We start from the raw sequence: 21,469 nt of genomic DNA on the forward strand, positions 1-21,469 counted from the left end.
AGTAGTAGCCAGGGGGGCGAGTTGTCAGAATTATCCGCGGGGGCGGACTCCATACCGACCGACCGGACAGCCATCAAGCTGGCGACTCGTAAATCGGACACCGAACCGCGGCTCACGCTCGCCGCACCGCTGCCCGCGGTATGTGCGGTTCACGGGCGCGCGGCCGCCACCACTCGGGCAGTGTGGATCCGGCCACCCCACACGGCGACAGTGGATCTTCCGCGCGGCATCGGGTCATACCTTCCGGGTGGATCCGTCTTCTGGCAGGCGATGGAGAACTTGGTCAAGCGCCTCGCCGAGGAGCCTGCGGTGCGCGCCGACTGGCCCCTGTGCGCCCGCTGCACGTCCATCTTGCGGCTGCGACGCCTCACAGCTGCGACGCTGGCCATCGCTGGTGCGCTCGCCTTCATGGGAGCGGTGGTCCTGGGGTCCGTCGATATCCGAGGCTCCGGCGTCACAGCAGCCTTCGTCGGCGGCCTGTGTGCGATCGCACTGTCCGTTCCCGTCGTCTACACGACGCGGGCCGAGCGGATCCTGCGCGCCACTGCGACCCCGGACGGCTCGGCCGTGATCGTCGCCGACCCACATTCGAAGTTTGCCGCGGCCGTCCGGGCCGAACGGAGCTGATTCGTCCGCTCCACAACGTATGGCCGTCAGCTCATGTCGACGTGCCCCGCCGGCGTCGATGCGGGATCCGACCGCCGCCGGCGCACCCGGAGAGGAGTCGGGGTCAACAGCGCCGGCGCCTCCGCCTCTGCGAGGGACGCGCGTAGGGGCCGCGACTCCCGCATCCTGGACAGCAACGCGAGCAGGACGTTCGGCTCCGCCACGAGCAGATGTGCGTCGAGCCTCGCCCGGTTGGGGGCGTCGAATCGTCGCCGACTCCCCTCCGGAATCGCGGTCCGGCTCACCAACCAGATGACGGGATTACGGACTTCGACAGTTCCACCCACCACTTGCTCGTCCGCTACGAACTCGTCGATGTCGTCCCACGAGACGAACGTCTCGATCGTCCGGGTCGACCACAGCCGGTGCAGCGTGACGATTCGCCGGACCCCGCTCGGGTACAACCGGATCGACGTGCTGGAACGGAAGCCGAGGACGACCACGAACAAGACTCCGGCGAAGATGGCGCCTGCGGTCAGGAAATGCGCTTGTCCGCGGTCCTGAGCCGCGAGTGTTCCCACGTCTGCACCCAGGAACCATCCCGCCGCGACGACGAAGCCGATCACCGACGTCGATCCCAGGCCCACCAGGAGCGAAATCAGGTGCCTTCGGGTCGGTATCGAGAGTCCCGATCCAATGTCGTCCCGGGCAGAGACGATCCGCTTCGACAGCCTCAGATGGCGAAAGCCCGCAACACTCGAGAACCACACCGTCCCGAACACGCACATCGCCGTCATGGCAACCGCGACGACGAGCATCGCGGGCTCATGCCGGACCACACTCTGCACGGCACCCCAGGCCATCAGAATGGTCATCGCCCCGAGCCCCACGGCAGCCGCCAATGGACCCCACCGAAGTTGTTGTGGCCAAGCCTGTATCGAACCGCCGGCTTTCATCGGAACATCCCCCCAAGATTTCTTCCCCGGAGAGGGACGCTATCAAGGGTGGCGACCGGGTCCCCGCCGCGGCAACGCGGGACCTCCAGCGGTAAGCCCCGCCGGGCGCGCTCGAACTCCTGGGCCGAGCGCCCGGCAAGTGTGACAATGCAGGAGTGGATCTCCGTCAGGCCGGTCATGCCGCGGGCATCGGTGTGGTGTCCGTCAGTACTCACTCCGGCCCGGAGCGGGTGCACCGCGCCGTTCCGACCCTGACCACCCGCCTCGTCGTCAGCTTGGACGCGCCCATCGAGGTTCGCTACGACGGCCGCACCACACATGACCACGCCGTGCTGACGGGGCTGATGCGCCCCGGAGTCCCGACCTCGGCCACCGTGCTGCGACCACAGCAGCCGACGGTCTACGTCGAGTTGACGGCGTCCGCCCTGCAACGGCTCACCGGGATGCCGCCGAGCGAGCTGGACGCGGGCGGCGTCAGCGCAGATGCGGTGCTGCCGTGGCTGGAGCCGCTGCGCCAGGAGTTGGCCAACCGGCCGGCCCACCAGCGCGAAGCGGTGCTGCGTGGGCGCCTCCTGGAGCGGCTGTCGGGGGGTCGCGGCCCGGGCAGCGAGGACGCCTTCCGAACCCTTGCGCTGATCGACGCCCACAACGGGACGATGTCGGCCGACGAGCTGGCGCGCGCCGCGCACCTGAGCCCTCGACGACTGCGGGACGTCATGGGGCAGGCGCTGGGCGTCACCCCCAAGTTCGCGTCCCGGGTGGCACGTCTGGGAGCGGCCGTGAACCGCGCCGGCGCGGGCGCCGCATCCTGGGCCGACGTGGCCACCGCCTCCGGCTATCACGACCAGAGTCACCTGGTCCGCGACTTTCGCGACCTCATGGACACGACCCCGACCGCCTGGCTCGACGAAGAGGGCCGAAATTTACAAGGCTGGCGCCGCCCTCAGCCGTGACGATGGAGCACATGAACAGTCAACTGCTCCCCAAACTGCTGGTATCCGACGCCGATGCGGCGATCACCTTCTACCGGGACGCGCTGGGCGCTGAACTCGTCATGCGGGTGGCCGACGACGACGGCATCGTCAACCATGCCGAACTCGAGGCTGACTCGGCCGCGTTCGCCCTCGCCCAGAGCGTCCCGGAATGGGGATGGAACGATCCGGTCGCGACCGGCGGATCACCCGTCCTGCTGATGATCACCGTCCCGGACCCGGACGCGACGGCAGACCGTATGGTGACCCGCGGCGCCGAGTTGGTCATCCCGGTCGAGAATCGTCCGTACGGCAAACGCCAAGGCCGAGTGAAGGATCCGTTCGGTCACGTGTGGATCGTCAGTGGAGAGCCTCGGTAGGTCCCACGATCACCACGTGCAGATTCCGCGGACCGTGCACGCCCTCGACGCGTTCGAGTTCGATGTCCGACGTCGCCGACGGCCCACTGATCATCGTGGTGGGCCGCTCGGGCACCAGCCGCGCCATCGCCTCGGGCACCCCCACCTCGATCCTGTCGACGGTCACCACGCACACGTGCAGGTCCGGCACCAGCGTCAGGGCGCGACGGCCCTGGTCGGGGCTGCCGTCGAGGAAGATGGTGCCGGTCTCGGCGCACGACACCGCGGACGCGGTGACGACACCGTCCAGGTCACCCAGCTGGGGCGCCGGCACGGTCGGCGAGTCCACCACGACCTCACCGTCGAACCGGGACAACCACGAATTATCCAGTCCGGCAGGCACACCGACGCGGCGCGCGCCGACCTCGGTCAAGACGCGAACGAGCACGTCGGGCAGCTCCGCGACAGTGCTGCGATGCACCACGGCCTTGTAGTCCACCAGCCGATCGACCAGCAACTCCACGCGGTCGGCGTCGGGCATCGTGCGACCCGTCCGGTACTCGCGCGGAGCCTCGACGGTCTTCGGCGGCGCCAGCGTCAGCGCGTCGCGGATGCGCCCCATGATCACGTCACGCGAACTCATCACTGACCGTCCTTCCGTGCGTCGGCGATGGCCGCGCGGCCCTCGGCGGAGTCCCACCACTGCCGGAACGTCTGCTTCGGCGGCGCCGGGATGTCGCGGGCGTCGGTCCACCCGCTCAGCGGCGGCGGCAGTGTCGAGATCTTGCCCTTCTTGCCGGCCACGACACGTCCGAGCCCGGCGGCCTTCTGCGCCACCGTGAACCGCTTCGCCGACGACATCGCGATCGACGCCGCCTTCATCGCGGCGGCCTCGGCGCCGAAGCCGGACTTCTCCACCTTCTGGTGGCGCAGCTCGACCAGCAGCGACGGGATGTCGATCTTCACCGGGCACGCCTCGAAGCACGCACCGCACAGGCTGGAGGCGAACGGCAGCGTCGAGTTGGGGTCGTCCTTGCCGTCCATGCCCGCAAGCTGCGGGGTGAGCACGGCACCGATCGGGCCCGGATACGTCGATCCGTAGGCATGACCGCCGGTGCGCTCGTAGACCGGGCACACGTTGAGGCAGGCCGAGCAGCGGATGCAGTTGAGCGCCTCGCGCCCGACACTGTCGGCGAGGGCGGCGGTGCGGCCGTTGTCGAGCAGCACCAGGTGGAAATTCTGCGGGCCGTCGTCGGGCGTGACGCCGGTCCACATCGACGTGTAGGGGTTCATCCGCTCACCGGTGGACGAGCGCGGCAGCAACTGCAGGAACACCTCGAGATCCCGGTACGTGGGGATCACCTTCTCGATGCCCATCACGGTGATCAGCGTCTGCGGCAGCGTCAGGCACATCCGGCCGTTGCCCTCGGACTCGACGACGCCGAGCGTCCCCGTCTCGGCGACACCGAAGTTCGCGCCGGAGATCGCGACGGGCACCGTCATGAACTTGTGCCGCAGGAACTTCCGTGCGGCGGCCGCGAGGTGCTTGGGGTTGTCGTCGAGCGCGGGGTCGACGCCGTCCATCTCCTTCAGGAAGATCTCCCGGATCTCCGAGCGGTTGCGGTGGATCGCGGGCACCAGGATGTGCGACGGCTTGTCGTGACCGAGCTGCACGATGAGCTCCGCGAGATCCGTCTCGTAGGCGTGGATGCCGTTGGCCTCGAGGTGCTCGTTGAGCTCGATCTCCTGGGTGGCCATCGACTTGACCTTGATGACCTCGTCGGAGCCGGTCTCCCGCACGAGCCGGGTGACGATCTCGTTGGCCTCGTTGGCATCGGCCGCCCAGTGCACGACGCCGCCGCGCGCGACGACGGCGGCCTCGAGCTGTTCGAGCAGCTCCGGCAGCCGGTTCATCACATCGGTCTTGATCGCCGCTCCGGCGTCGCGCAGGTCCTCCCAGTCGGGCAACTCGCCGGTGACGGCGAGGCGCTTGGCCCGGATCGTGTGGGTGGCCTTGCCGATGTTGCTGCGCAGCTGCGTGTTCGCGAGTTCGTGGTGCGCGGCGGCCGGGAACTTCTCGGTGCCGCGCAGGAAGCCCACGCCCTTCGGGGCGCGCGGCGGGAAGGCCGGCAGGCCGAGTGCGACGTCGCTCATGCGCTCACCTCCACGCTGGACTCGACCGAGGCCAGGATCTCGGCGAGATGCACCGTCCGGGTGCCCATCTGCAGCCGCGACATCCCGCCGCCGATGTGCATCAGACACGACGAGTCGCTGGCGCAACAGTATTCGGCACCGGTGTCGCCGATGTTGCGGATCTTGTCGGCCAGCATCGCCGTCGACGTCTCCGCGTTCTTGATCGCGAACGTGCCTCCGAAGCCGCAGCACGCGTCGGCCTCGGGTAGCTCGACGAGGTCGATCTCGCGGACCGCGCGCAGCAGTTGCAGCGGCTTGTCGCCCACACCGAGCATCCGCAGCGAGTGGCACGTGGGGTGGTAGGTGACGCGGTGCGGGTAGTACGCGCCCACGTCGGTGACCCCGAGGACGTCGACGAGCAGTTCCGACAGCTCGTACGTCTTCGCCTTCACGGTCTCGACCTGCCCGCACAGGGCCGCGGTGCCGTAGCGGGAGGCGACGATCTCGTGCTGGTGCCGCACCGACCCGACGCACGACCCCGACGGCGCGACGACGGCGTCGATCGAGGCGTCGCCGAAGTTGTCGGCGTAGTTCGCCACGAGCGGCAGCGCGTCGGGCTGGTAGCCGGTGTTGACGTGCATCTGGCCGCAGCACGTCTGCCCCGGTGGGAACACGACCTCGTGTCCCAACCGGGTCAACAGCAGTGCGGTGGACTTGGCGGCATTCGGGAACATCGTGTCCCCCATGCACGTCGCGAACAGCGCGATTCGCATGCGATTCTCCAGGCGATCGTCGGTGTGGTCTGACCACAGTAACGCATGGTCACAGCCTTGACGCAACAACTGACGCGGTTCTGCCCCAACTTTCGTGCAGCGCTCGAATGTGATCGGGGTCATGGTGTACGGTCCTGTGGTCTGACCACACAGCGGTCATATCCGGCCCGCCCCCGAACGCCGTCATCCCCGCGGCGCAATCCAGGAGTTTCATGTGGAAACCGAGACCCTCGCGGTGACCTTCACCCCCGCGACCGACGCCGTCGGCGGCAGCCTCACCGCCTCGGCGCTGGTCGGCCTCGTCCCGCTGGCCACGTTCTTCGTGCTGCTGGCCGGCTTCAAGCTCAAGGCCTGGTACGCCGGGCTGGGCGCGCTCGCCGCCGCGGCCCTGGTCGCGATCATCGGCTTCGACATGCCGGCGTCGCTCACCGGACTGTCCGCGCTGCAGGGCATCGCGTTCGGCCTGTTCCCGGTGATGTGGATCGTGGTGACCGCGATCTGGTTCTACGAACTGACCGTGGTGAGCGGACGCTTCGAGGACCTGCGGCGGGTGTTCAACTCGATCGGCCGCGGCGACATGCGCGTGCAGGCCATGCTGATCGCCTTCTGCTTCGGCGGCATGCTCGAGGCCCTCGCCGGCTTCGGCGCACCGGTCGCGATCACCGGCGCGATGCTGATCGCCCTCGGCATGCCGCCCATCCGTGCCGCGGTCACCGTCCTGGTGGCCAACACGGCACCGGTTGCCTTCGGCGCCATGGCGATTCCGATCACCACCGCCGGCAACCTCACCGACATCCCGGCCACCGAGATCGCCGCCGTCGTCGGACGGCAGACCCCGATCCTGGCCCTGTTCGTCCCGCTGCTCCTGCTGTTCCTGGTCGACGGCCGTCGCGGCATGAAGCAGGTGTGGCCGATCGCCCTGGTCACCGGCGCGGTCTTCGCCCTCGCCCAGTTCTGGTGCTCGGCGCACTTCTCGTACGAGCTGACCGACGTCGTCGCGTCCCTCGCCGGCCTGGCCGCCGCGGTGATCATGCTCCGCTTCTGGGCACCGAAGACCCCGGACGACCAGCGTTCGAAGGTCGAGGCCGAAGCGCTGAGCCCGTCGCGCGTGTTCATGGCGCTGTTCCCGTACCTGCTGGTGGTCGTCGTATTCGGCATCGCGAAGCTGTGGACCGTCGGCGTCGACATCCCGAAGTGGCTGTCCGGCACCGACCGGAAGATCGAGTGGCCGGGCCTGTTCGGCAACCTGCTGACCGGAACCGGCGCTCCCGCTTCGAGCGCGATCTACACCTTCTCGTGGTTGTCGAATCCCGGCACACTGCTGCTGATCTGCGGCGTCATCGTGACGATCGTGTACGCGCTGTGGACGGACGGCGGCCGCTTCCCACTCACGCCGCGCATGTCGGTGGTGACGCTCGGCGTGACGCTGGTGAAGATGCGGCTCGCGATCGCCACCGTCGCCACCGTCCTCGGGCTGAGCTACGTGATGAACCAGTCCGGTCAGACCGTCGCGATCGGCACGTGGCTGGCCGCGACCGGCTCGATCTTCGCGTTCTTCTCACCGATGCTGGGTTGGCTCGGTACCGCCGTCACCGGCTCCGACACCTCCGCCAACGCCCTGTTCGCGAAGCTGCAGCAGACCGCCGGACAGACCGCCGGCATCGACCCGACACTGCTGGTGGCCGCCAACACCTCCGGCGGCGTCGTCGGAAAGCTGGTGAGCCCGCAGAACCTCACCATCGCGGCCACGGCCGTGGGGCAGGCGGGCAGCGAGCCGATCCTGCTGCGAAAGGTCATCGGCTACAGCCTCGGCATGCTGGTGATCCTGTGCACGCTGGTCTACCTGCAGTCCACCCCGGTCCTCAGCTGGATGCTGCCGTGACCACGCCCGATCGACACCGCCTAGGCTGACGTGTCATGTCGTCCGAACCCACTCCGTCCGACCTGCTGGTCACGGCGCACCCGCGCGCCTGGGAGCACGTGCTCAGCACAAGGTCGAGGAGATGATGGTGTCGGGCGAGCTCGCTCCGGGACAGCGCCTCCCGGGCGAACGCACCCTCGCCGCCGATCTCGGCGTCGGGCGGTCGTCCGTCCGGGAGGCGCTGCGCGTCATGGAGGCGCTCGGTCTCCTCAAGGCACAGACCGGGTCCGGCCCCAACGCGGGCGCCATGATCGTCTCCCGCCCCACCGGCGGCATGACGATGCTGATGCGCATGCAGGTCGCGGCGCACGGCTTCCCGGTCTCCGACGTCGTGCAGACCCGTCTCGTGCTCGAGTCCGAGGTGATGCGCACCCTCGCCGCCCAGCCGACGGTCGATCTGAGCACCGCCGTCGAACTGCTCGATTCGATGGACGAGCCGTCGCTGAGCTCGGACGAGTTCCTCGTGCTCGACGCCCAGTTCCACGTCGCGATGGCCGACGCCGCCGGCAACCAGGTGATCGCCGCGATGATGGCCGGGCTGCGCGCGTCGATCGAGTCGTACGTCGTGGGCGGGGTGGACCGGATCGCGTGGCCCACGACGTGCACCCGGTTGCGGCACGAGCACCGTGGCCTGGTCGAGGCGGTCCGCAACGGCGACGCGTCCCTCGCGCAGCAACGGATCGTCGCCCACATCCGCGGCTACTACGAGGGCCTGCGCCACGACGCCTGAGTCACCCCGCGGCGCGCCGCATCAGGTTCGCGACGTGCGACTCGAACGCGACCAGCGTGACCACGTCGACGGCGGTGCGCGACGCCCGGATCGCCGAGACCGCCTGCTTCACAGCGTCTTCAGTGGGCCACCCGAACGCACCCGCCGAGATCAGCGGGAACGCCACGGTCCGCGCGCCGAGCCCGTCCGCGACCGCGAGGCTGCGGGTGTAGCAGGAGCGCAGCACGCCCGACCGGTCCTCGTGGCGGGAGAACCGCGGGCCGACGGTGTGGATCACCCACGACGCGGCGAGGTTTCCGGCGGTCGTGGCGACCGCCGCACCCTCGGCGAGCCCGTCGGGCAGCGTGGTCGACCGGAGCGTGCGGCACTCGGCGAGAATCGCCGGTCCACCGCGGCGGTGGATGGCGCCGTCCACCCCGCCGCCGCCGAGCAGCGTCGAGTTGGCGGCGTTGACGATCGCATCCGTCCGGAACGTGGTGATGTCGCCCTCGGCGACGTCGATGACGGTCATTTCGGTTCTCCGTTCAGGTGTTGGTCACGGCCGTTCGTGACGCGATGTCGAGGCCGATCCGGACCAGGTCGTCCCCGCGGTAGCCCGGCCAGCCGTGCAGCATTGCGCGCCAGCGGTCCGGCACCGCCGACGCGCCCCACCGGGCACCGAGCAGACCGCCCGCGATGGCAGCGGTGGTGTCGGTGTCGTGGCCGGCGCGCACGGCACGCTCGAGCGCAGCGGGCAGCTGCTCCGGCCCCTGCGGCGTCCCGGCGATCGCCCACCACGCCGTGAGCAGTGCGTCGACGACCCAACCGTTGTTCGGGAAGTCCGCGGGCGTGCCGGTCTCGGCGGTGTCGAGCAACGGCGACCAGTACGCGCGGGTGCCGCTGTCGGCGACCTCGAGGTAGCCGCGCACGCCGTCGAAGGTGCCGTGCAGCACGGCGTGCCGGATGGCGTACGTCCACATCTCGCACGCCTCGACGGCCCGCTCGTCGTGATGGGTGAGCAGGCCGATCGCCCGCGCTGCGCGCACGCAGCGACCCTCGTCGTCGAGGAACGCGAGCGCCACCGGCGCGGTCCGCATCAGCGAGCCGTTGCCCCCCTTGCGCCCCGGCACCGCCCACGCGCGCTCCCGCATCGCGGCAGCGTCGGCGGGGCGCGTGGACAGCACCGCGCGCGTCTGGTTCCCGATGTCCGCAGGGTCGGAGTCGTACCAGCGCACGAACTGGGCGGCGATCGCATCCAGTCCGGCATCGGTGGAGATGTCGACGCCGGTGGCGGCCGCCTCGGCGATGGCGAGCGCCATCGACGTGTCGTCGGTCCACTCCCCCGGTGCGAACGCTCCGATCCCGCCGCCGATCATGTCGATGACCGTGTCCGGACGCGGGGTGGTGAATTCGTATCCGGCACCGAGCGCGTCACCTGCGGCGGTGGCCAGCAGCACGCCCCCGACGCGATCGGCCCGAGTTTCGTTCAGCTCCATGAAGAACCCCTTTTAGATCAATGTTGCGCTAAAGATTAGATCATGGGTGCGCTAATCTGCAACCGTGAACGAGAAGTCCCTCACCGACTATCCCCGTCCATCGGTCGCCGTGGACGTCGCGGTACTCACCGTCGACGATCGCGGACTCGCCGTCGTGGTGGTCGACGGGCCGCGCGGCCTCGCACTGCCGGGCACCTTCCTGCATCCGGGCGAACGCCTGTCCGATGCGGCCGAGCGGGCCCTGAGCACGAAGGCCGACCTCACCGGCACCGACTTCCATCAGCTCGCGATGTTCGACGCGCCGGACCGCGACGACCGCGGCTGGGTGCTGTCGATGGCCCACGGCGCGGCGCTGCCGGTCGACCGACTGCCCCACGACGTGCGACTGGTGCGGATCGACGACCGCAGCCCCGGCGAACCCCTGGCATTCGACCACGCCGAGATGGTGTCGCACGCGGTCGACGATCTACGGGCCCGCTACTCCCGGCACGTCGATCCGTCGGGGCTGCTGCCCGAGGAGTTCACGGTGCTCGAACTGCGCCGGCTCTACGAGGCGATCTACGACCGCACCCTCCCCAAGGACACGTTCCGGCGACTGGTCGTGGAGGCACTCGAGACGACCGGGCGGACCAGCAGTGGTGGCGCCGGACGTCCCGCCGAGATCTTCCGCCGCACCGGGGCCGAGCTCCCCGCCGGCGCGACGGCGCTGCTCGCGGGCTGAACGGCCACACGCCGGGGTCGCCGTCCACGATCCTGTCGGGGGTCCGCGCTACCTTGATCACCACATCACCGGGCGCCCGATTCCAGGTCTGCCCGGTGAGGCTCCATCCGGAATGACAGGGGGCTCATGATCGATTCCGACACCTTCGACGCAGCAATCGACCGGTCCTGGAACCGCTTCCAGCGCCGCCTCGCCGACCACCTCGCTGCCATGCGCAACGACGACGTCCTCGTCCTCGAGTGGGCCGAGGAATCCACGGTGGAGGGTTTCGCCCCGTGGGTGCAGTTCCTCGTATGGGACGAGGTCATGCTGCGTGGGGAGGTGTCGTCCAACGCGTACCTCGCACCCCGCCACCAGCTGGCCCCGGCAGCCGAGAACATCCTCCGCAACCTGGGCTGGTCCGCACCCACCCACGGACCCGACGACGACCCAGACGAGGGCTCGTCCGCGTTCTTCGTCGATCGCGAACAACGTTGGGCCGACCAGTGTGCCGCAATGACCGTGACGACGTTGCGCGAGGTGTGGAGCGTCCCGCATCCGAGTTTCCTGCGACCCGAGATCGTCGGCACCCTCGCCGGCTCCGACCTGCTGGGGATCCCGGACGTCGAGACCGGTGACGAGTTCGCCGTCCCGTACGTGGACGACACTGTCGCGACGGTGCCCGACGATCCGCAGGAGCTACGCGAACTCATCGCGCGGGCAGTCGAACAGTCGCTCGGGTTCATGCCCCGCCTCGACCAGGACGGCGACGTCGTGCTCACGCTCGACGACCATCCGGTGTTCGTGATCGCGCACCCCGATCAACCACTGGTGCGGGCGTGGATGCCGTTGTTGCACTCGATCACCGGCCGGACCCGCGCCGCGGAGATGATCTGCGACCTCACCCGCCGCTGGCCGGCGATCCGGTTCACTCTCGACGAGGACCGGCTGAACGCGTCCGTCGACGTCTCGGCCAATCCGTTCGTGCCGCGCCACCTCGCGGACGCCCTCGACCAGCTGGGCCGGTTCGCGGCCTCCGTCGACACGGCGTTCGCGGCGCGGTTCGGCGGCGCCCGCATCGTCGACGACCCGCCGGACGACGAGATCGACGGCGAGGCACCAAATTCCCTCGGTCCTTCCGGCCACGAACCGAAAGGTGCCGAGTGACGGACGCCGTCGCGCTCGCCGATCGCGGCTCCTGACGGACTGAGGAACCTGGACGAACTCGGTCCCGGAATCGCGGGAGCGGAGCACAATCAGGTTCCGTGCACGATTCTGCGCCGACGGAAGGGGCACCCATGTCCGACCGCACGCCCGAGAACCACGGTCACGACGGGCTCTTCGCCGGCGACACGGTGGTCGAGCAGGCCGTTGCGAAGGGAACAGCACTGGGCGGCGCGGTCCTACTCGTCACGGTCGGCCTGCTCGAAGCCCTCCAGGGCCTGTCCGCCGTCGACGGTGACAAGGTGCTGGACCTGGACGCCGACTACCGATTCCAGCTGGGCGAGACCGGGTGGGGCTGGATTCACGTGGTACTGGGCATTGTCGTCGCCGCCGCCGGTGCGGCACTGTTCACCGGCCGCGCGTGGGCCCGGGTGGCCGCGATGGTGATCTGCGGCGTGTCGATTCTCGTCAACTTTCTGTGGTTGCCGAACTACCCGATGTGGGCGATCTCGATCATCGCGCTCAACGCGGTGGTCATCTGGGCGGTTGCCACCTGGAACCCCGAGGAGACGTCGCGGCCATGACGAACGACGCCGGAAACGGTCTGCTCGACAACGACGAACGGGCGGAGCTGCGACGCCTTCGCGCCGAGGTTGCGACGCTGCGCACCCAGGTCGCCGAAGCGGGTTCGGCCACCGCGGCGCCCGCCCGCCCGCCACGGCACACCCTGCGGTGGATCGGCGTTACGGTGCTCCTGGTCCTCGTTGCCGTGCTGGCGATCGTGTCGGTGACGTCCCGCTTCGTGCGCAGCCAGATCCTCGACACCGACCGGTACATCACCACCGTCGCACCGCTCGGCGAGGATCCTGCGATCCAGGCCGAGGTCACCAACCAGATCACCGACGAGATCTTCAGCCGCGTCGACATCGACGCGCTCACCGCGGAAGCGCTGGGCGCGATCACCGAAGCCTCGAACGTCGCGTCCAACGCTCCGCGCGTCAATCAGCTCCTGACCGGGTTGTCGCCCGTGATCGCGGGTCAGACGAAGAGCTTCGTCCACGACACGGTGTCGACGTTCGTGCAATCCCAACAGTTCGAGGATCTGTGGATCCAGGCCAACCGCCGCGCCCACAGCGCCCTCGTGTCGGTCGTCACCGGCAACTACGGGATCAGTTCCGTCGAGGTCGATCAGAGCGGCACCGTGAGCATCTCGCTGGCAACGATCATCGAGAATGTGAAGACCGCATTGACCGACCGCGGTTTCACGATCGCGCAGAACATTCCGTCGGTCGACAAGCAGTTCGTGCTGTTCCAGTCCCCGAATCTGGTGAAGGCCCAACGCGCGGTCAACGCACTCGACAAGGCGTCCTCAGTACTGCCGTGGCTCGGCATAGCCTGCATCGCCGGTGCGGTCGCGCTCGCTCCACGTGGTCGTCGCCTGCGCACCCTGTCACTCGCCGGGCTGTCGGTGGCACTCGGGATGCTCGTCCTCGCGATCGCGATACTCGTGGCCCGCGCGATCTACATCGACGACATCCCGGCCGACGTCTTGTCCGCCGATGCCGCGGCCGCGGTGGTCGACACGGTGCTCGTGCCGCTGCGCACCAGCCTGCGTGCAGTGGCGGTGGCGGCGCTGGTGGTCGCGGTCGGCGCCTATCTGGTCGGCGGATCCTCCTCGGCCATGGCCGTGCGGCGGGGGTTCGGTCGTGCCGTCACCGTGGTCAACCGTCCCGTGCACGGCCACACCCCGAGCAGCATCGAACGATGGGCATTCCAGCTTCGGGTTCCGCTGCGCTGCACGATCATCGGGATCGCAGCGTTGCTCCTGGTCTTCTGGCGCTACCCCACCGGTCTCGTCGTGTTCTGGATCGTCGTCGGCGCCCTCCTCGCGCTCCTGGTGCTCGAGATCCTGGCGCGGCCGACCCGCGGCTACGTCGAGTCCGGGGACGAGCGGGAGGCCGACGAGGTATCTCCGACACCGTGATTCACACGTCGGTCACGAGTCGCCACGCGTGAGCTTCCAACCGAACCGGATCGCGGCGACGGCCGACAGCCACCCGAGCACTGCGCCCGCCACGGGATACACGAGCGCCACCAGCAGTGACGAGGGCTGGATCGCCACCGAGACGCTGCCGTACGAGTAGTCGCCGACGTACGCGAAGTTGGTCCGGACGGGTTCGGACAGCCAGACCCACTCGACGAGAGTGACGACCGCGAGGGTGAGCAGACCGAGCACCAACCCGAAACAGGTCGCTAGCACCTTCAGCGCACGCATCGTGGCTCCCCGACAGATTCCATGACTGTGCACTATTCCAGGCCGGACGTCCGGAATGGGGTAAGCGCGGCGGCTCAGCTCAGCGCCCGCTGCTTCCGTTCCTGGAATTCGGCGTCGTCGATGAGGCCGGCGTCGAGCATCTGCTTCGCCTCGTGGATCTGGTGCGCGCGCGAACCCCGAGATATGCGCTCGACGTATTCGTGCTCGGCGTGCTCGACCCGCTCGAAGTCGGAGTGCGCCCGGCGCGCCATGTCGTCACCTTTGAGAATGACGTAGACCAGCGTCGACGCGAACGGCAAGAAGATCAGGAAAACGATCCACAACGCCTTCGCAACCCCCGACATCTTGTGGTCTCGGAACAGATCGGCGAACACCGCGAACAGGACGATGAGGTATGCGCCGAAGATGAAGCAGGCGAGGATCACTGCGACGACGTTCCAGAAGCTGTCCATCTTCGGCTCCTCCTCGGTGGGTCACGACGCCAGAATTCTGGCCTTCTCCGCGGCGAACTCCTCCTCCGTGAGGACTCCCTGCGCCTTGAGTTCGCCGAGTTGTTTGAGCGCGCTGATCCGGTCGACGGTTCCCGCGGCGGCCGGCGCCTGCGCCGCAGGGGGCGGCGGTGCGGCCTCGTACTGCGGCGCCGACTGGTACTGCGGTGCGGGCTCGTACTGGGACGCGGACTCGTACTGGGGCGGAGCCTGCTGTGCTGCCCAGCGCTGGCCCTGCCTGCGCGACACCCGATTGGACACCGCAGTGGCGGTTCCTGCGACCACGGCGGTGCGGGCTACGCCTCGGAGAAGACCCGGCATGATTGCTCCTCGATTCTCAGGTGGAGGCGTCGAGCGCGTCGAGCGCCGACAGAACGCCCTGGACCGGAATGCGCCCGGACGCCACCAGTTGCGCGCCCTGACGTCGCAGCGCCGTCGCGAACGGTGCCGCCCAACAGTTCTCGTAGACGAGGATCGCTCCGGACCTGCCCGGCTCGAGCGCGACGGCCGCCTCGTCGAGGTCGGTGCGGTCGAGCAACCCCGACGACGCCTCCGCGAACAGCGTGACGTCGACTTCGCTGCCGAACCCGAAATCCTCGATCGCGAGACCGACCACCGAGCCGTCGTCGTCCTTCCGGACGAACACCAGGTCGAGGACCCGGATGATGCCGCGTTCGACCAGGTCGACCAGGATCGGCAGCGCGGAGCCGTCGGGATTCCGCCCGGCCGGGAATTCCACGACCGCGTAATCGATGGGACCGAGTTCGTCGAACTCGGAATCGTCCAACTGCTTGTCGTCCACCGCACGACCTCTGTTCCTCGAAGGGCTGAGTCTGAAACGGAAGAGCCTCGATGCTGCGTCATCAGTATCTCATCGGGGCGCGCGACCGAAGCGGTGTTCGGCAAAGCCGGTCCGCGGGAATAGACCGATCCGGGCCGGGCCTTGTACCGAGGTAACGTGCGATCGTAAGCAACACGAAAGGAGCCCGACCGTGGCGAACAGGATCGAGCACAACGCGGATCAGAGCCGCTTCGAGATCTACGTCGACGACGCCCTCGCCGGCTACGCCGACTACGTCGAGGCGCACGGGGTCCGCGACTTCGGGCACACCGTGACCGAGCCCGACTTCCGTGGTCAGGGCATCGCCGGTCAGGTCGTCAAGGCAGCACTCGACGCGACGCGCGAACAGGGCCTCAAGATCGTGCCGTCGTGCTCGTACGTCGCGAAGTACGTCCAGTCCCATCCCGAGTACGCCGACCTGGTCGCCTAGCCCGGTTTTCCGTCGAGTGGGACCTGCCTCACCGCGGCCTCGCGCCACGGGGTAACTATGGAGACATAGTTAGAACGGGTTTCAACTAGTCAACGAGGTTGCGCGCATGAGTGATGCTTCGGCCATCGGAGATGGCATCTTCCAGATCACGGTTCCTATGTCCCACAATCCGTTGGGCAGCACGCTCGTCTACGCCATGGAGTCGCCAGGCGGACTCATACTGGTCGACGCCGGATGGGACGGTGACGAGGGCTGGGAGGGGCTGACCGCGGGCCTCGAGTCGGTCGGGCACTCGGTGTCCGAGGTCGAAGGGGTCGTGCTCACTCACTTCCACCCCGACCACACCGGCCTCTGCGGACGCGTCCGGGAGGCGTCGGGGGCGTGGATCGCGATGCACGAGGCCGACCACGACATGTTCGAGAAGATGTCGTCGGGCCGGGACCAGGAGTGGATGGACTTCCAGCTGTCCAACCTCGAGCGGGCCGGCGCGCCGGTCGCCGATCGGGAGGCCTTCCAGAAGTCCGCACAGGGTGATCCGCCGGTCGGGCCGGAATCGGCCCCCGACCGGATCCTCGTCGACGACGAACTGATCGCCCTGGCGGGTCGAAGCCTGCGGGCCGTCTACACACCGGGCCACACGCCCGGCCACGTGTGCTTCTACCTCGAGGACGCCGACGTGATGTTCACCGGCGACCACGTGCTGCAGAAAACCACCCCGCACGTCGGCAACTTCGTGTACCCGCTCGAGGAGCGTGACGCGCTCGCCGAGTTCATGGACTCGCTGCGACGGGTGCAGAAGATGGACATCACCCGCGGGCTGGGGGCGCACGGCGTTCCCATCACCGACGTCGCGGGCCGGGCCGGGGAACTGCTCGATCACCACGAGGAGCGGCTCGACCACCTCTACGGCGCGTTCGCCGACGACGAGATCACGGTGTGGCAGGTGGCCGAACGGATGAAGTGGTACCGGCCGTGGGACAAGTTCCACCCCATGGCGAAGGGCATGGCGCTGTCCGAGGCCGCAGCCCACCTGCGCCACCTCGTCGCTCGCGGCCAGGTGGCGGAAGTACCGGGCAGCGATCCCGCCCGCTTCACTCGCAGCTGAACGAATCGAGAAGGGGCCCGGCGGTTTTCACCGCCGGGCCCCTTCTACTGTTCCTCGTCCTTACGTGGACGCCCCGGCCGCCGCATGCGCTCCGCACCGGCCGGAGCCCGTCCGGCGTCGTCGAGCGCGCGGCGCAGCAGGAACTCGATCTGGGCGTTGGTGCTTCGCAGCTCGTCCGCAGCCCACCGTGCGAGCGCGTCGTGCACCGCGGGGTCGAGGCGCAACAGCACCTTCTTGCGTTCGACCATGACGACGCAGCCTACTGGTAGAGCGTGCCGGTGTTGACGATCGGCTGGGCGCTCTGGTCTCCGCACAGGACCACCAGCAGATTGGAGACCATCGCGGCCTTGCGTTCCTCGTCGAGTTCGACGGTGTGCTCACGTTCGAGCCGGTCCAGCGCCGACGCGACCATCCCGACCGCGCCGTGGACGATCTGCTCACGGGCGGCGATGACGGCACCGGCCTGCTGCCGCCGCAGCATCGCCTGCGCGATCTCCGGCGCGTAGGCCAGTTGGTTGATGCGCGACTCGATCACCTGCACGCCCGCCGACCGCACCCGCTCCCCGACCTCCTCGGACAACCGGGAGGTGATCTCGTCGGCGTTCTGCCGCAACGAGATCGACGTGCCGTCACCGTCGTACGGGTAACTGCCGGCGATGTGGCGCACCGCGGCCTCGGTCTGGACGGCCACGAACTCTTCGAAGTCGTCGACGTCGAACGTCGCGCGGGCGGTGTCGCGCACCTGCCAGACGATGACGGCGGAGATCTCGATTGGATTGCCGTCGGCGTCGTTCACCTTCGCTTTGCCGGTGTCGTGGTTACGGATTCGGGTGGAGATGGCCCGCCGGGTGTTGAGCGGATTGATCCAGCGCAGCCCGTCCTCGCGCAGCGTCCCGGCGTACGAACCCTGCAGCAACTGGAGGACTCGAGCCTGGCCGGGTTCGACGAGGACGAGTCCGACCAGCGCGATCAGCGCCGCGACGACCACCAGGGAGCCGGCCACGATCAGCGGGATGTTTACGTCCGACCACAGCAGAACCCCGGCCGTGATCACCCCGGCGCCCGCGAGCACCGCGAGCAGTCCGCCGACCGCGACGGGCCACCCGTTGGCGGACCAGCCGAGACGCTCCACCACCCCGGTCGCTTCCACCACACCCCTACCGGCGACTTCGGTTTCGGATGCCATCGCGTGCCCTCCTCGTCCGCACGGCCCGCTCGGCCGCGCTCGTTCGAAACAGATATTAAAGTGATATCAGTTTTTAAGCAAAGCGCGGACCGGGCCCGAGAAAGACCTACCCGGCCCCTGAAATTCGTTCTAGTCTTCGAGTATGAGCATCCTGGTAGAGGACAACGCCCGCGTCCGAACCCTCACACTCGACCGCCCCGAGGCACTCAACGCGTTCAGTGAAGTCCTGTACGACGCCACCACCGAAGCGCTCCTGGACGCGGCAGACGACCCGACCGTCGCCGTCGTGCTGTTCACCGGGAACGGTCGCGCCTTCAGCGCCGGCACCGATCTCCGAGAGATGCAGGCGCTCAACACCGACCCGGACTATCAGCGCGGCAAGCACGGCTTCAACGGACTCGTCGACGCACTGGCCGCCTTCCCGAAGCCGCTGATCTGCGCCGTCAACGGACTCGCACTCGGCGCCGGTGCGACGATCCTGGGGTTCGCCGACCTCACGTTCATGGCCGACACCGCACGTCTCCGCTATCCGTTCACCAACCTCGGCGTCGTCCCCGAGGCGGGATCGAGCTACCTGATGCCGACGCTGATCGGGCGACAGAACGCGGCGTGGGCCCTGCTGAGTTCGGAGTGGATCGACGCCTCACAGGCGAAGGAGATGGGTCTGGCATGGCGCGTGTGCACGCCGGACGAGCTCTTGACAGTCGCCCGCGAACACGCGGAAATCCTTGCTTCCAAACCGATCTCCAGCCTCGTCGCGGTCAAACGCACGATGACCGAACCGCTGCGGACCGCGATCGCAGAGGCACGGGAACGCGAGAATGCTCACTTCCGCGAGATGCTGGGCGGACCGGCGAACGAGGAAGCCCTGGCGGCGTTCGCGGAAGGCCGACCCGCCGACTTCACGAAACTGCCGGCGGGAGCCTGATCAGCGTGCGGCCATCGCCGCGAGCCGGATGTCGCGGGTGCGCTCCTGATGCGTGATCATCAGAGCACGCGCCCGCTCCCCGTCGCCGGCACGCACCGCAGCGAGAATCGCCTCGTGCTCGGCCTCGATCTGCTCGAGATTCGATGGCGCCCGCGACTCCTCCGCGTCATACACCGCGAGTTGCGCGTCCAGACGCTCCATCAGTTCGGTGATGGTCGCGTTATGGGCGGCGTCCCGTAACGCCCCGTGCCACGCGTTGTGCAGACGTAGGGCGTCGGCCGGGTCGGCAGCCGCACCGGCCTCGTCGAACAACCGCGTGAGCCGGGCCAGGTCGAGATCGGTGCGTTTGACCGCCGCGGATCGGGCGACCGCCGATTCCAGGGCGATGCGCGCATCGCAGATCTCGAGCACCTCCTCCGCGGTTCGCTCCCGCACGCGGTAACCCCGCGACACCTGGACCACCAGACCGTCGAACTCGAGTCGGTGCAGCGCCTCCCGCACGGGAGTTCGGGACAATCCCAACTCCGCGCCCACCGCAGTGGGCACGAGCGTCGAACCCGGGCGGTACCTGCCGCCGGTGATACGCCCCCGTAGTTCGATGTACGGGTTCGACCCATTCGCCACCACCACTGTCCCCCTCTGTTCGCAGTCTTCCGTCCGGCAACGCTTACCAGAGGTCGTGAGCCACTGTAAAGACTTCAAATCCATGTGTATACAGATGTCGTCATTTGCATCCCCTTGCATCTACTCTCCTGAAATCCCCTTCCTCTCAGGAGAATCCGATGTTGTCATCCGTGCACGCAGTGATACGCCCCCATGTCTGAGACCACGCTCACCCGGCCGACGGCGCCCACAGGGTCGCCCGCCTCCGCCCGCCGACGCCGCGTGCGGCCGCTCCCGTCGGCCTCGGCGGTACTGCCGTGGATCGTGCCTCTGCTCGTGCTGATCGGCTGGCAGTGGGCCTCGTCGACGGGAGCCATCTCGGCCACGATCCTTCCGCCGCCCAGCAAGGTGTTCGACACCGCCGTCCGGCTGTGGAGCGACGGCGAACTCCAACGACATCTGTCGGTGAGCGTGCGTCGCATCGTGATCGGCTTCGGCATCGGCGCGGCGATCGGTCTCGCACTCGGCTTCGCTGTCGGTCTGTCCCGGATCGCCGAGGGCGTCGTCGACCGCACCCTGCAGATGCTGCGGGCACTGCCCCACCTAGCGCTGGTGCCGCTGCTCATCGCAGCGTTCGGAATCGGCGAACTACCCAAGATTGTGCTCGTCACGCTCGGTGTGATCTTTCCCGTGTATCTCAACACGGTCGCCGGGATCCGCACCGTTGATCCCAAACTCGTCCAGCTCGGGCGCTCGTACGGACTCCGCCGAGGTGCGCTGATCCGTCAGATCGTCGTCCCCGGTGCAATGCCGATGATCCTCACCGGAATCCGCTATGCGCTCGGCGTGGCCTGGCTGACGCTCGTCGTGGCCGAAACCATCGCGACGAGCGAGGGCATCGGCTATCTCGCGCAGAACGGACGCGATCTCCTACGCAACGACCGCATCGTGCTGGCGATCGTGCTGTATGCCCTCGCCGGACTTGTCGCCGACCAGATCATCCGACTCGTCGAGGCCCGCGTCCTGCGTTGGAACCCCAACTATCGGAGAGGAAATCGATGATGACGGCGATGGAGCTGATCGGTCTCGAACTGACGGGCATCGGGCACCGCTACCGCGACAAACACGTTCTCGCCGATCTGGACCTGTCCATCGCCCCCGGCGAGTTCGTCACCTTCCTCGGGCCGAGCGGCGTCGGCAAGTCCACGTTGCTGCGGATCGTCGCCGGACTCGAGGAACCCACTTCCGGCCGGATCGACACCACCGGCGGTGGAAAAACCGTGTCGCGGATGATGTTCCAGGAAGATCGCCTTCTGCCCTGGCGGAGTGTCCTCGACAACGTCCAGCTCGGGACGCGCGGCAGACGCGACGAGGCGGCCGCGCTGTTGACCGAAGTGGGTCTGGCCGGACGCGAGAACGACTGGCCCTCGGAGCTGTCGGGTGGTCAGAGGCAACGCGTGGCGCTCGCCCGCGCCCTGCTGCACCACCCCGATGTCCTGCTGCTCGACGAGCCGTTCGGCGCGCTCGACGCGATCACCCGCGTCCAGATGCAACAACTTCTCGAGCGAGTCCTGGCCGAGTACCCCCGTACCGTTCTACTCGTCACCCACGACGTCGAGGAAGCACTCACGCTGTCCGATCGAGTCCTGCTCCTCACCGATCGCGGAATCACTCGTGAACTTCGAATCGATCTCCCCCGCCCCCGCGCCCGCGGCAACCCAGATCTCGCGGCCTGGAAGGAGGAGTTCCTCGACGGGCTCCTCGAAGCCGACGCGGCACCATCCGGCGTCTGATCTACACCCAGCGCAATCGACAGAAGGATCCC

27 protein-coding genes are annotated in these 21,469 nt (G+C 68.3%); 14 read left to right on the forward strand and 13 right to left on the reverse strand.

What is annotated here, in order from left to right:
* Nucleotides 1–270: 270 nt before the first annotated feature.
* Nucleotides 271–627 carry a hypothetical protein gene (locus A6I89_RS18915; protein ID WP_022595036.1) on the forward strand — a complete coding sequence of 119 codons (357 nt, stop codon included), beginning with the start codon at nt 271–273 and terminating at the stop codon, nt 625–627.
* Nucleotides 628–653: 26 nt separating this feature from the next.
* Here the strand turns inward: A6I89_RS18915 and A6I89_RS18920 are convergent, their stop codons facing one another.
* Complete coding sequence (locus A6I89_RS18920; RefSeq protein ID WP_022595035.1) at nt 654–1,481, reverse strand: hypothetical protein; 828 nt, start codon at nt 1,479–1,481, stop codon at nt 654–656.
* A 236-nt stretch (nt 1,482–1,717) separates the two neighbouring features.
* Between A6I89_RS18920 and A6I89_RS18925 the strand changes: the two genes are divergently transcribed.
* Together A6I89_RS18925 and A6I89_RS18930 are read left to right on the forward strand one after the other, a co-directional pair.
* The gene (locus A6I89_RS18925) at nt 1,718–2,515 is read left to right on the forward strand and encodes a helix-turn-helix domain-containing protein (RefSeq protein ID WP_013415543.1); all 798 of its coding nucleotides are present in this window, start codon (nt 1,718–1,720) and stop codon (nt 2,513–2,515) included.
* Nucleotides 2,516–2,526: 11 nt separating this feature from the next.
* Nucleotides 2,527–2,913: a VOC family protein gene (locus A6I89_RS18930; protein WP_022595034.1), complete on the forward strand. Its 387-nt coding sequence runs from the start codon at nt 2,527–2,529 to the stop codon at nt 2,911–2,913.
* Here the strand turns inward: A6I89_RS18930 and A6I89_RS18935 are convergent.
* The 3 genes from A6I89_RS18935 to A6I89_RS18945 are packed head-to-tail and all read right to left on the reverse strand — an operon-like array spanning nt 2,894 to nt 5,798.
* Nucleotides 2,894–3,535 (reverse strand): LutC/YkgG family protein, encoded by a 642-nt coding sequence (locus tag A6I89_RS18935; protein ID WP_022595033.1) that lies wholly within the window; start codon nt 3,533–3,535, stop codon nt 2,894–2,896. The two genes, A6I89_RS18930 and A6I89_RS18935, sit on opposite strands and share 20 nt — an antisense overlap.
* The gene (locus A6I89_RS18940; protein ID WP_022595032.1) at nt 3,535–5,046 is read right to left on the reverse strand and encodes a LutB/LldF family L-lactate oxidation iron-sulfur protein; all 1,512 of its coding nucleotides are present in this window, start codon (nt 5,044–5,046) and stop codon (nt 3,535–3,537) included. Before A6I89_RS18940 ends, A6I89_RS18935 begins: the two co-directional genes overlap by 1 nt.
* On the reverse strand, nt 5,043–5,798 hold the full coding sequence (locus tag A6I89_RS18945) for a (Fe-S)-binding protein (RefSeq protein ID WP_022595031.1): 756 nt from the start codon (nt 5,796–5,798) through the stop codon (nt 5,043–5,045). Before A6I89_RS18945 ends, A6I89_RS18940 begins: the two co-directional genes overlap by 4 nt.
* 214 nt (nt 5,799–6,012) lie before the next feature.
* On the opposite strand from A6I89_RS18945, the gene A6I89_RS18950 reads away from it, so the two are divergent.
* Both A6I89_RS18950 and A6I89_RS18955 read left to right on the forward strand, forming a co-directional pair.
* Nucleotides 6,013–7,680 carry an L-lactate permease gene (locus A6I89_RS18950; RefSeq protein WP_022595030.1) on the forward strand — a complete coding sequence of 556 codons (1,668 nt, stop codon included), beginning with the start codon at nt 6,013–6,015 and terminating at the stop codon, nt 7,678–7,680.
* Between the two features lie 121 nt (nt 7,681–7,801).
* Nucleotides 7,802–8,449: a FadR/GntR family transcriptional regulator gene (locus tag A6I89_RS18955; RefSeq protein WP_060934571.1), complete on the forward strand. Its 648-nt coding sequence runs from the start codon at nt 7,802–7,804 to the stop codon at nt 8,447–8,449.
* A gap of 1 nt (nt 8,450) precedes the next feature.
* Here A6I89_RS18955 and A6I89_RS18960 read toward each other — a convergent pair whose 3' ends face one another.
* Both A6I89_RS18960 and A6I89_RS18965 read right to left on the reverse strand, forming a co-directional pair.
* Complete coding sequence (locus A6I89_RS18960; protein WP_013415537.1) at nt 8,451–8,960, reverse strand: O-acetyl-ADP-ribose deacetylase; 510 nt, start codon at nt 8,958–8,960, stop codon at nt 8,451–8,453.
* A 13-nt stretch (nt 8,961–8,973) separates the two neighbouring features.
* Entirely contained in the window at nt 8,974–9,924 is a 951-nt protein-coding gene (locus A6I89_RS18965; RefSeq protein ID WP_022595029.1) for an ADP-ribosylglycohydrolase family protein, read from the reverse strand.
* Nucleotides 9,925–9,988: 64 nt separating this feature from the next.
* Here A6I89_RS18965 and A6I89_RS18970 point away from each other — a divergent pair, with 64 nt between their 5' ends.
* From A6I89_RS18970 to A6I89_RS18985, 4 genes are all read left to right on the forward strand, one after another.
* A complete protein-coding gene (locus A6I89_RS18970; RefSeq protein WP_022595028.1) occupies nt 9,989–10,645 on the forward strand; it encodes an NUDIX hydrolase in 657 nt (218 codons plus the stop codon).
* 126 nt (nt 10,646–10,771) lie between these two features.
* Nucleotides 10,772–11,791: a T3SS (YopN, CesT) and YbjN peptide-binding chaperone 1 gene (locus A6I89_RS18975; RefSeq protein WP_022595027.1), complete on the forward strand. Its 1,020-nt coding sequence runs from the start codon at nt 10,772–10,774 to the stop codon at nt 11,789–11,791.
* 131 nt (nt 11,792–11,922) lie between these two features.
* Entirely contained in the window at nt 11,923–12,372 is a 450-nt protein-coding gene (locus tag A6I89_RS18980) for a DUF7144 family membrane protein (RefSeq protein ID WP_005514211.1), read from the forward strand.
* The gene (locus tag A6I89_RS18985) at nt 12,369–13,772 is read left to right on the forward strand and encodes a hypothetical protein (protein WP_022595026.1); all 1,404 of its coding nucleotides are present in this window, start codon (nt 12,369–12,371) and stop codon (nt 13,770–13,772) included. Before A6I89_RS18980 ends, A6I89_RS18985 begins: the two co-directional genes overlap by 4 nt.
* 12 nt (nt 13,773–13,784) lie before the next feature.
* Here A6I89_RS18985 and A6I89_RS18990 read toward each other — a convergent pair whose 3' ends face one another.
* The 4 genes from A6I89_RS18990 to A6I89_RS19005 all read right to left on the reverse strand — a co-directional run bounded on the left by A6I89_RS18990 (nt 13,785) and on the right by A6I89_RS19005 (nt 15,338).
* Nucleotides 13,785–14,063: a cell division FtsX domain-containing protein gene (locus A6I89_RS18990; protein ID WP_022595025.1), complete on the reverse strand. Its 279-nt coding sequence runs from the start codon at nt 14,061–14,063 to the stop codon at nt 13,785–13,787.
* A 74-nt stretch (nt 14,064–14,137) separates the two neighbouring features.
* A complete protein-coding gene (locus A6I89_RS18995; protein ID WP_005514215.1) occupies nt 14,138–14,515 on the reverse strand; it encodes an SHOCT domain-containing protein in 378 nt (125 codons plus the stop codon).
* 21 nt (nt 14,516–14,536) lie between these two features.
* Nucleotides 14,537–14,872 carry an SHOCT domain-containing protein gene (locus A6I89_RS19000; protein WP_022595024.1) on the reverse strand — a complete coding sequence of 112 codons (336 nt, stop codon included), beginning with the start codon at nt 14,870–14,872 and terminating at the stop codon, nt 14,537–14,539.
* Nucleotides 14,873–14,888: 16 nt separating this feature from the next.
* Nucleotides 14,889–15,338, reverse strand: coding sequence for a DUF6325 family protein (locus A6I89_RS19005; protein WP_172504570.1), 450 nt, complete (start codon nt 15,336–15,338; stop codon nt 14,889–14,891).
* Nucleotides 15,339–15,543: 205 nt separating this feature from the next.
* Here A6I89_RS19005 and A6I89_RS19010 point away from each other — a divergent pair, with 205 nt between their 5' ends.
* Both A6I89_RS19010 and A6I89_RS19015 read left to right on the forward strand, forming a co-directional pair.
* On the forward strand, nt 15,544–15,822 hold the full coding sequence (locus A6I89_RS19010; RefSeq protein ID WP_013415528.1) for a GNAT family N-acetyltransferase: 279 nt from the start codon (nt 15,544–15,546) through the stop codon (nt 15,820–15,822).
* Between the two features lie 106 nt (nt 15,823–15,928).
* Entirely contained in the window at nt 15,929–16,927 is a 999-nt protein-coding gene (locus A6I89_RS19015; RefSeq protein WP_005514222.1) for an MBL fold metallo-hydrolase, read from the forward strand.
* Between the two features lie 44 nt (nt 16,928–16,971).
* Here the strand turns inward: A6I89_RS19015 and A6I89_RS19020 are convergent, their stop codons facing one another.
* Nucleotides 16,972–17,175 (reverse strand): type II toxin-antitoxin system antitoxin, encoded by a 204-nt coding sequence (locus tag A6I89_RS19020; RefSeq protein ID WP_005514223.1) that lies wholly within the window; start codon nt 17,173–17,175, stop codon nt 16,972–16,974.
* An 11-nt stretch (nt 17,176–17,186) separates the two neighbouring features.
* The gene (locus A6I89_RS19025; protein ID WP_005514225.1) at nt 17,187–18,113 is read right to left on the reverse strand and encodes an SPFH domain-containing protein; all 927 of its coding nucleotides are present in this window, start codon (nt 18,111–18,113) and stop codon (nt 17,187–17,189) included.
* A 142-nt stretch (nt 18,114–18,255) separates the two neighbouring features.
* Here A6I89_RS19025 and A6I89_RS19030 point away from each other — a divergent pair, with 142 nt between their 5' ends.
* Nucleotides 18,256–19,041, forward strand: coding sequence for an enoyl-CoA hydratase/isomerase family protein (locus A6I89_RS19030; RefSeq protein ID WP_022595023.1), 786 nt, complete (start codon nt 18,256–18,258; stop codon nt 19,039–19,041).
* On the opposite strand, the gene A6I89_RS19035 is transcribed toward A6I89_RS19030, so the two are convergent.
* On the reverse strand, nt 19,042–19,665 hold the full coding sequence (locus A6I89_RS19035; RefSeq protein WP_049910272.1) for a GntR family transcriptional regulator: 624 nt from the start codon (nt 19,663–19,665) through the stop codon (nt 19,042–19,044).
* Between the two features lie 192 nt (nt 19,666–19,857).
* Between A6I89_RS19035 and A6I89_RS19040 the strand changes: the two genes are divergently transcribed.
* Together A6I89_RS19040 and A6I89_RS19045 are read left to right on the forward strand one after the other, a co-directional pair.
* A complete protein-coding gene (locus tag A6I89_RS19040; protein ID WP_080668386.1) occupies nt 19,858–20,706 on the forward strand; it encodes an ABC transporter permease in 849 nt (282 codons plus the stop codon).
* Nucleotides 20,706–21,437, forward strand: a complete 732-nt coding sequence (locus A6I89_RS19045) for an ABC transporter ATP-binding protein (protein ID WP_022595020.1) — start codon at nt 20,706–20,708, stop codon at nt 21,435–21,437. Before A6I89_RS19040 ends, A6I89_RS19045 begins: the two co-directional genes overlap by 1 nt.
* Nucleotides 21,438–21,469: the final 32 nt, after the last annotated feature.

Source organism: Prescottella equi (assembly GCF_002094305.1).
Lineage (GTDB): Bacteria > Actinomycetota > Actinomycetes > Mycobacteriales > Mycobacteriaceae > Prescottella > Prescottella equi.

What these genes read in the sequence shown, in the direction of transcription:
- A6I89_RS18930 (WP_022595034.1), top strand. Translation starts at nt 2,527, where the DNA reads ATGAACAGTCAACTGCTCCCCAAACTGCTGGTATCCGACGCCGATGCG.
- A6I89_RS19000 (WP_022595024.1), bottom strand. Translation starts at nt 14,872, where the DNA reads ATGCCGGGTCTTCTCCGAGGCGTAGCCCGCACCGCCGTGGTCGCAGGA.
- A6I89_RS18985 (WP_022595026.1), top strand. Translation starts at nt 12,369, where the DNA reads ATGACGAACGACGCCGGAAACGGTCTGCTCGACAACGACGAACGGGCG.
- A6I89_RS18915 (WP_022595036.1), top strand. Translation starts at nt 271, where the DNA reads ATGGAGAACTTGGTCAAGCGCCTCGCCGAGGAGCCTGCGGTGCGCGCC.
- A6I89_RS18935 (WP_022595033.1), bottom strand. Translation starts at nt 3,535, where the DNA reads ATGAGTTCGCGTGACGTGATCATGGGGCGCATCCGCGACGCGCTGACG.
- A6I89_RS18975 (WP_022595027.1), top strand. Translation starts at nt 10,772, where the DNA reads ATGATCGATTCCGACACCTTCGACGCAGCAATCGACCGGTCCTGGAAC.
- A6I89_RS18980 (WP_005514211.1), top strand. Translation starts at nt 11,923, where the DNA reads ATGTCCGACCGCACGCCCGAGAACCACGGTCACGACGGGCTCTTCGCC.
- A6I89_RS18955 (WP_060934571.1), top strand. Translation starts at nt 7,802, where the DNA reads ATGATGGTGTCGGGCGAGCTCGCTCCGGGACAGCGCCTCCCGGGCGAA.
- A6I89_RS18920 (WP_022595035.1), bottom strand. Translation starts at nt 1,481, where the DNA reads ATGACCATTCTGATGGCCTGGGGTGCCGTGCAGAGTGTGGTCCGGCAT.
- A6I89_RS19015 (WP_005514222.1), top strand. Translation starts at nt 15,929, where the DNA reads ATGAGTGATGCTTCGGCCATCGGAGATGGCATCTTCCAGATCACGGTT.
- A6I89_RS18995 (WP_005514215.1), bottom strand. Translation starts at nt 14,515, where the DNA reads ATGGACAGCTTCTGGAACGTCGTCGCAGTGATCCTCGCCTGCTTCATC.
- A6I89_RS18965 (WP_022595029.1), bottom strand. Translation starts at nt 9,924, where the DNA reads ATGGAGCTGAACGAAACTCGGGCCGATCGCGTCGGGGGCGTGCTGCTG.
- A6I89_RS19030 (WP_022595023.1), top strand. Translation starts at nt 18,256, where the DNA reads ATGAGCATCCTGGTAGAGGACAACGCCCGCGTCCGAACCCTCACACTC.
- A6I89_RS18940 (WP_022595032.1), bottom strand. Translation starts at nt 5,046, where the DNA reads ATGAGCGACGTCGCACTCGGCCTGCCGGCCTTCCCGCCGCGCGCCCCG.
- A6I89_RS19020 (WP_005514223.1), bottom strand. Translation starts at nt 17,175, where the DNA reads ATGGTCGAACGCAAGAAGGTGCTGTTGCGCCTCGACCCCGCGGTGCAC.
- A6I89_RS19025 (WP_005514225.1), bottom strand. Translation starts at nt 18,113, where the DNA reads ATGGCATCCGAAACCGAAGTCGCCGGTAGGGGTGTGGTGGAAGCGACC.
- A6I89_RS18945 (WP_022595031.1), bottom strand. Translation starts at nt 5,798, where the DNA reads ATGCGAATCGCGCTGTTCGCGACGTGCATGGGGGACACGATGTTCCCG.
- A6I89_RS19045 (WP_022595020.1), top strand. Translation starts at nt 20,706, where the DNA reads ATGACGGCGATGGAGCTGATCGGTCTCGAACTGACGGGCATCGGGCAC.
- A6I89_RS18990 (WP_022595025.1), bottom strand. Translation starts at nt 14,063, where the DNA reads ATGCGTGCGCTGAAGGTGCTAGCGACCTGTTTCGGGTTGGTGCTCGGT.
- A6I89_RS18960 (WP_013415537.1), bottom strand. Translation starts at nt 8,960, where the DNA reads ATGACCGTCATCGACGTCGCCGAGGGCGACATCACCACGTTCCGGACG.
- A6I89_RS19040 (WP_080668386.1), top strand. Translation starts at nt 19,858, where the DNA reads ATGTCTGAGACCACGCTCACCCGGCCGACGGCGCCCACAGGGTCGCCC.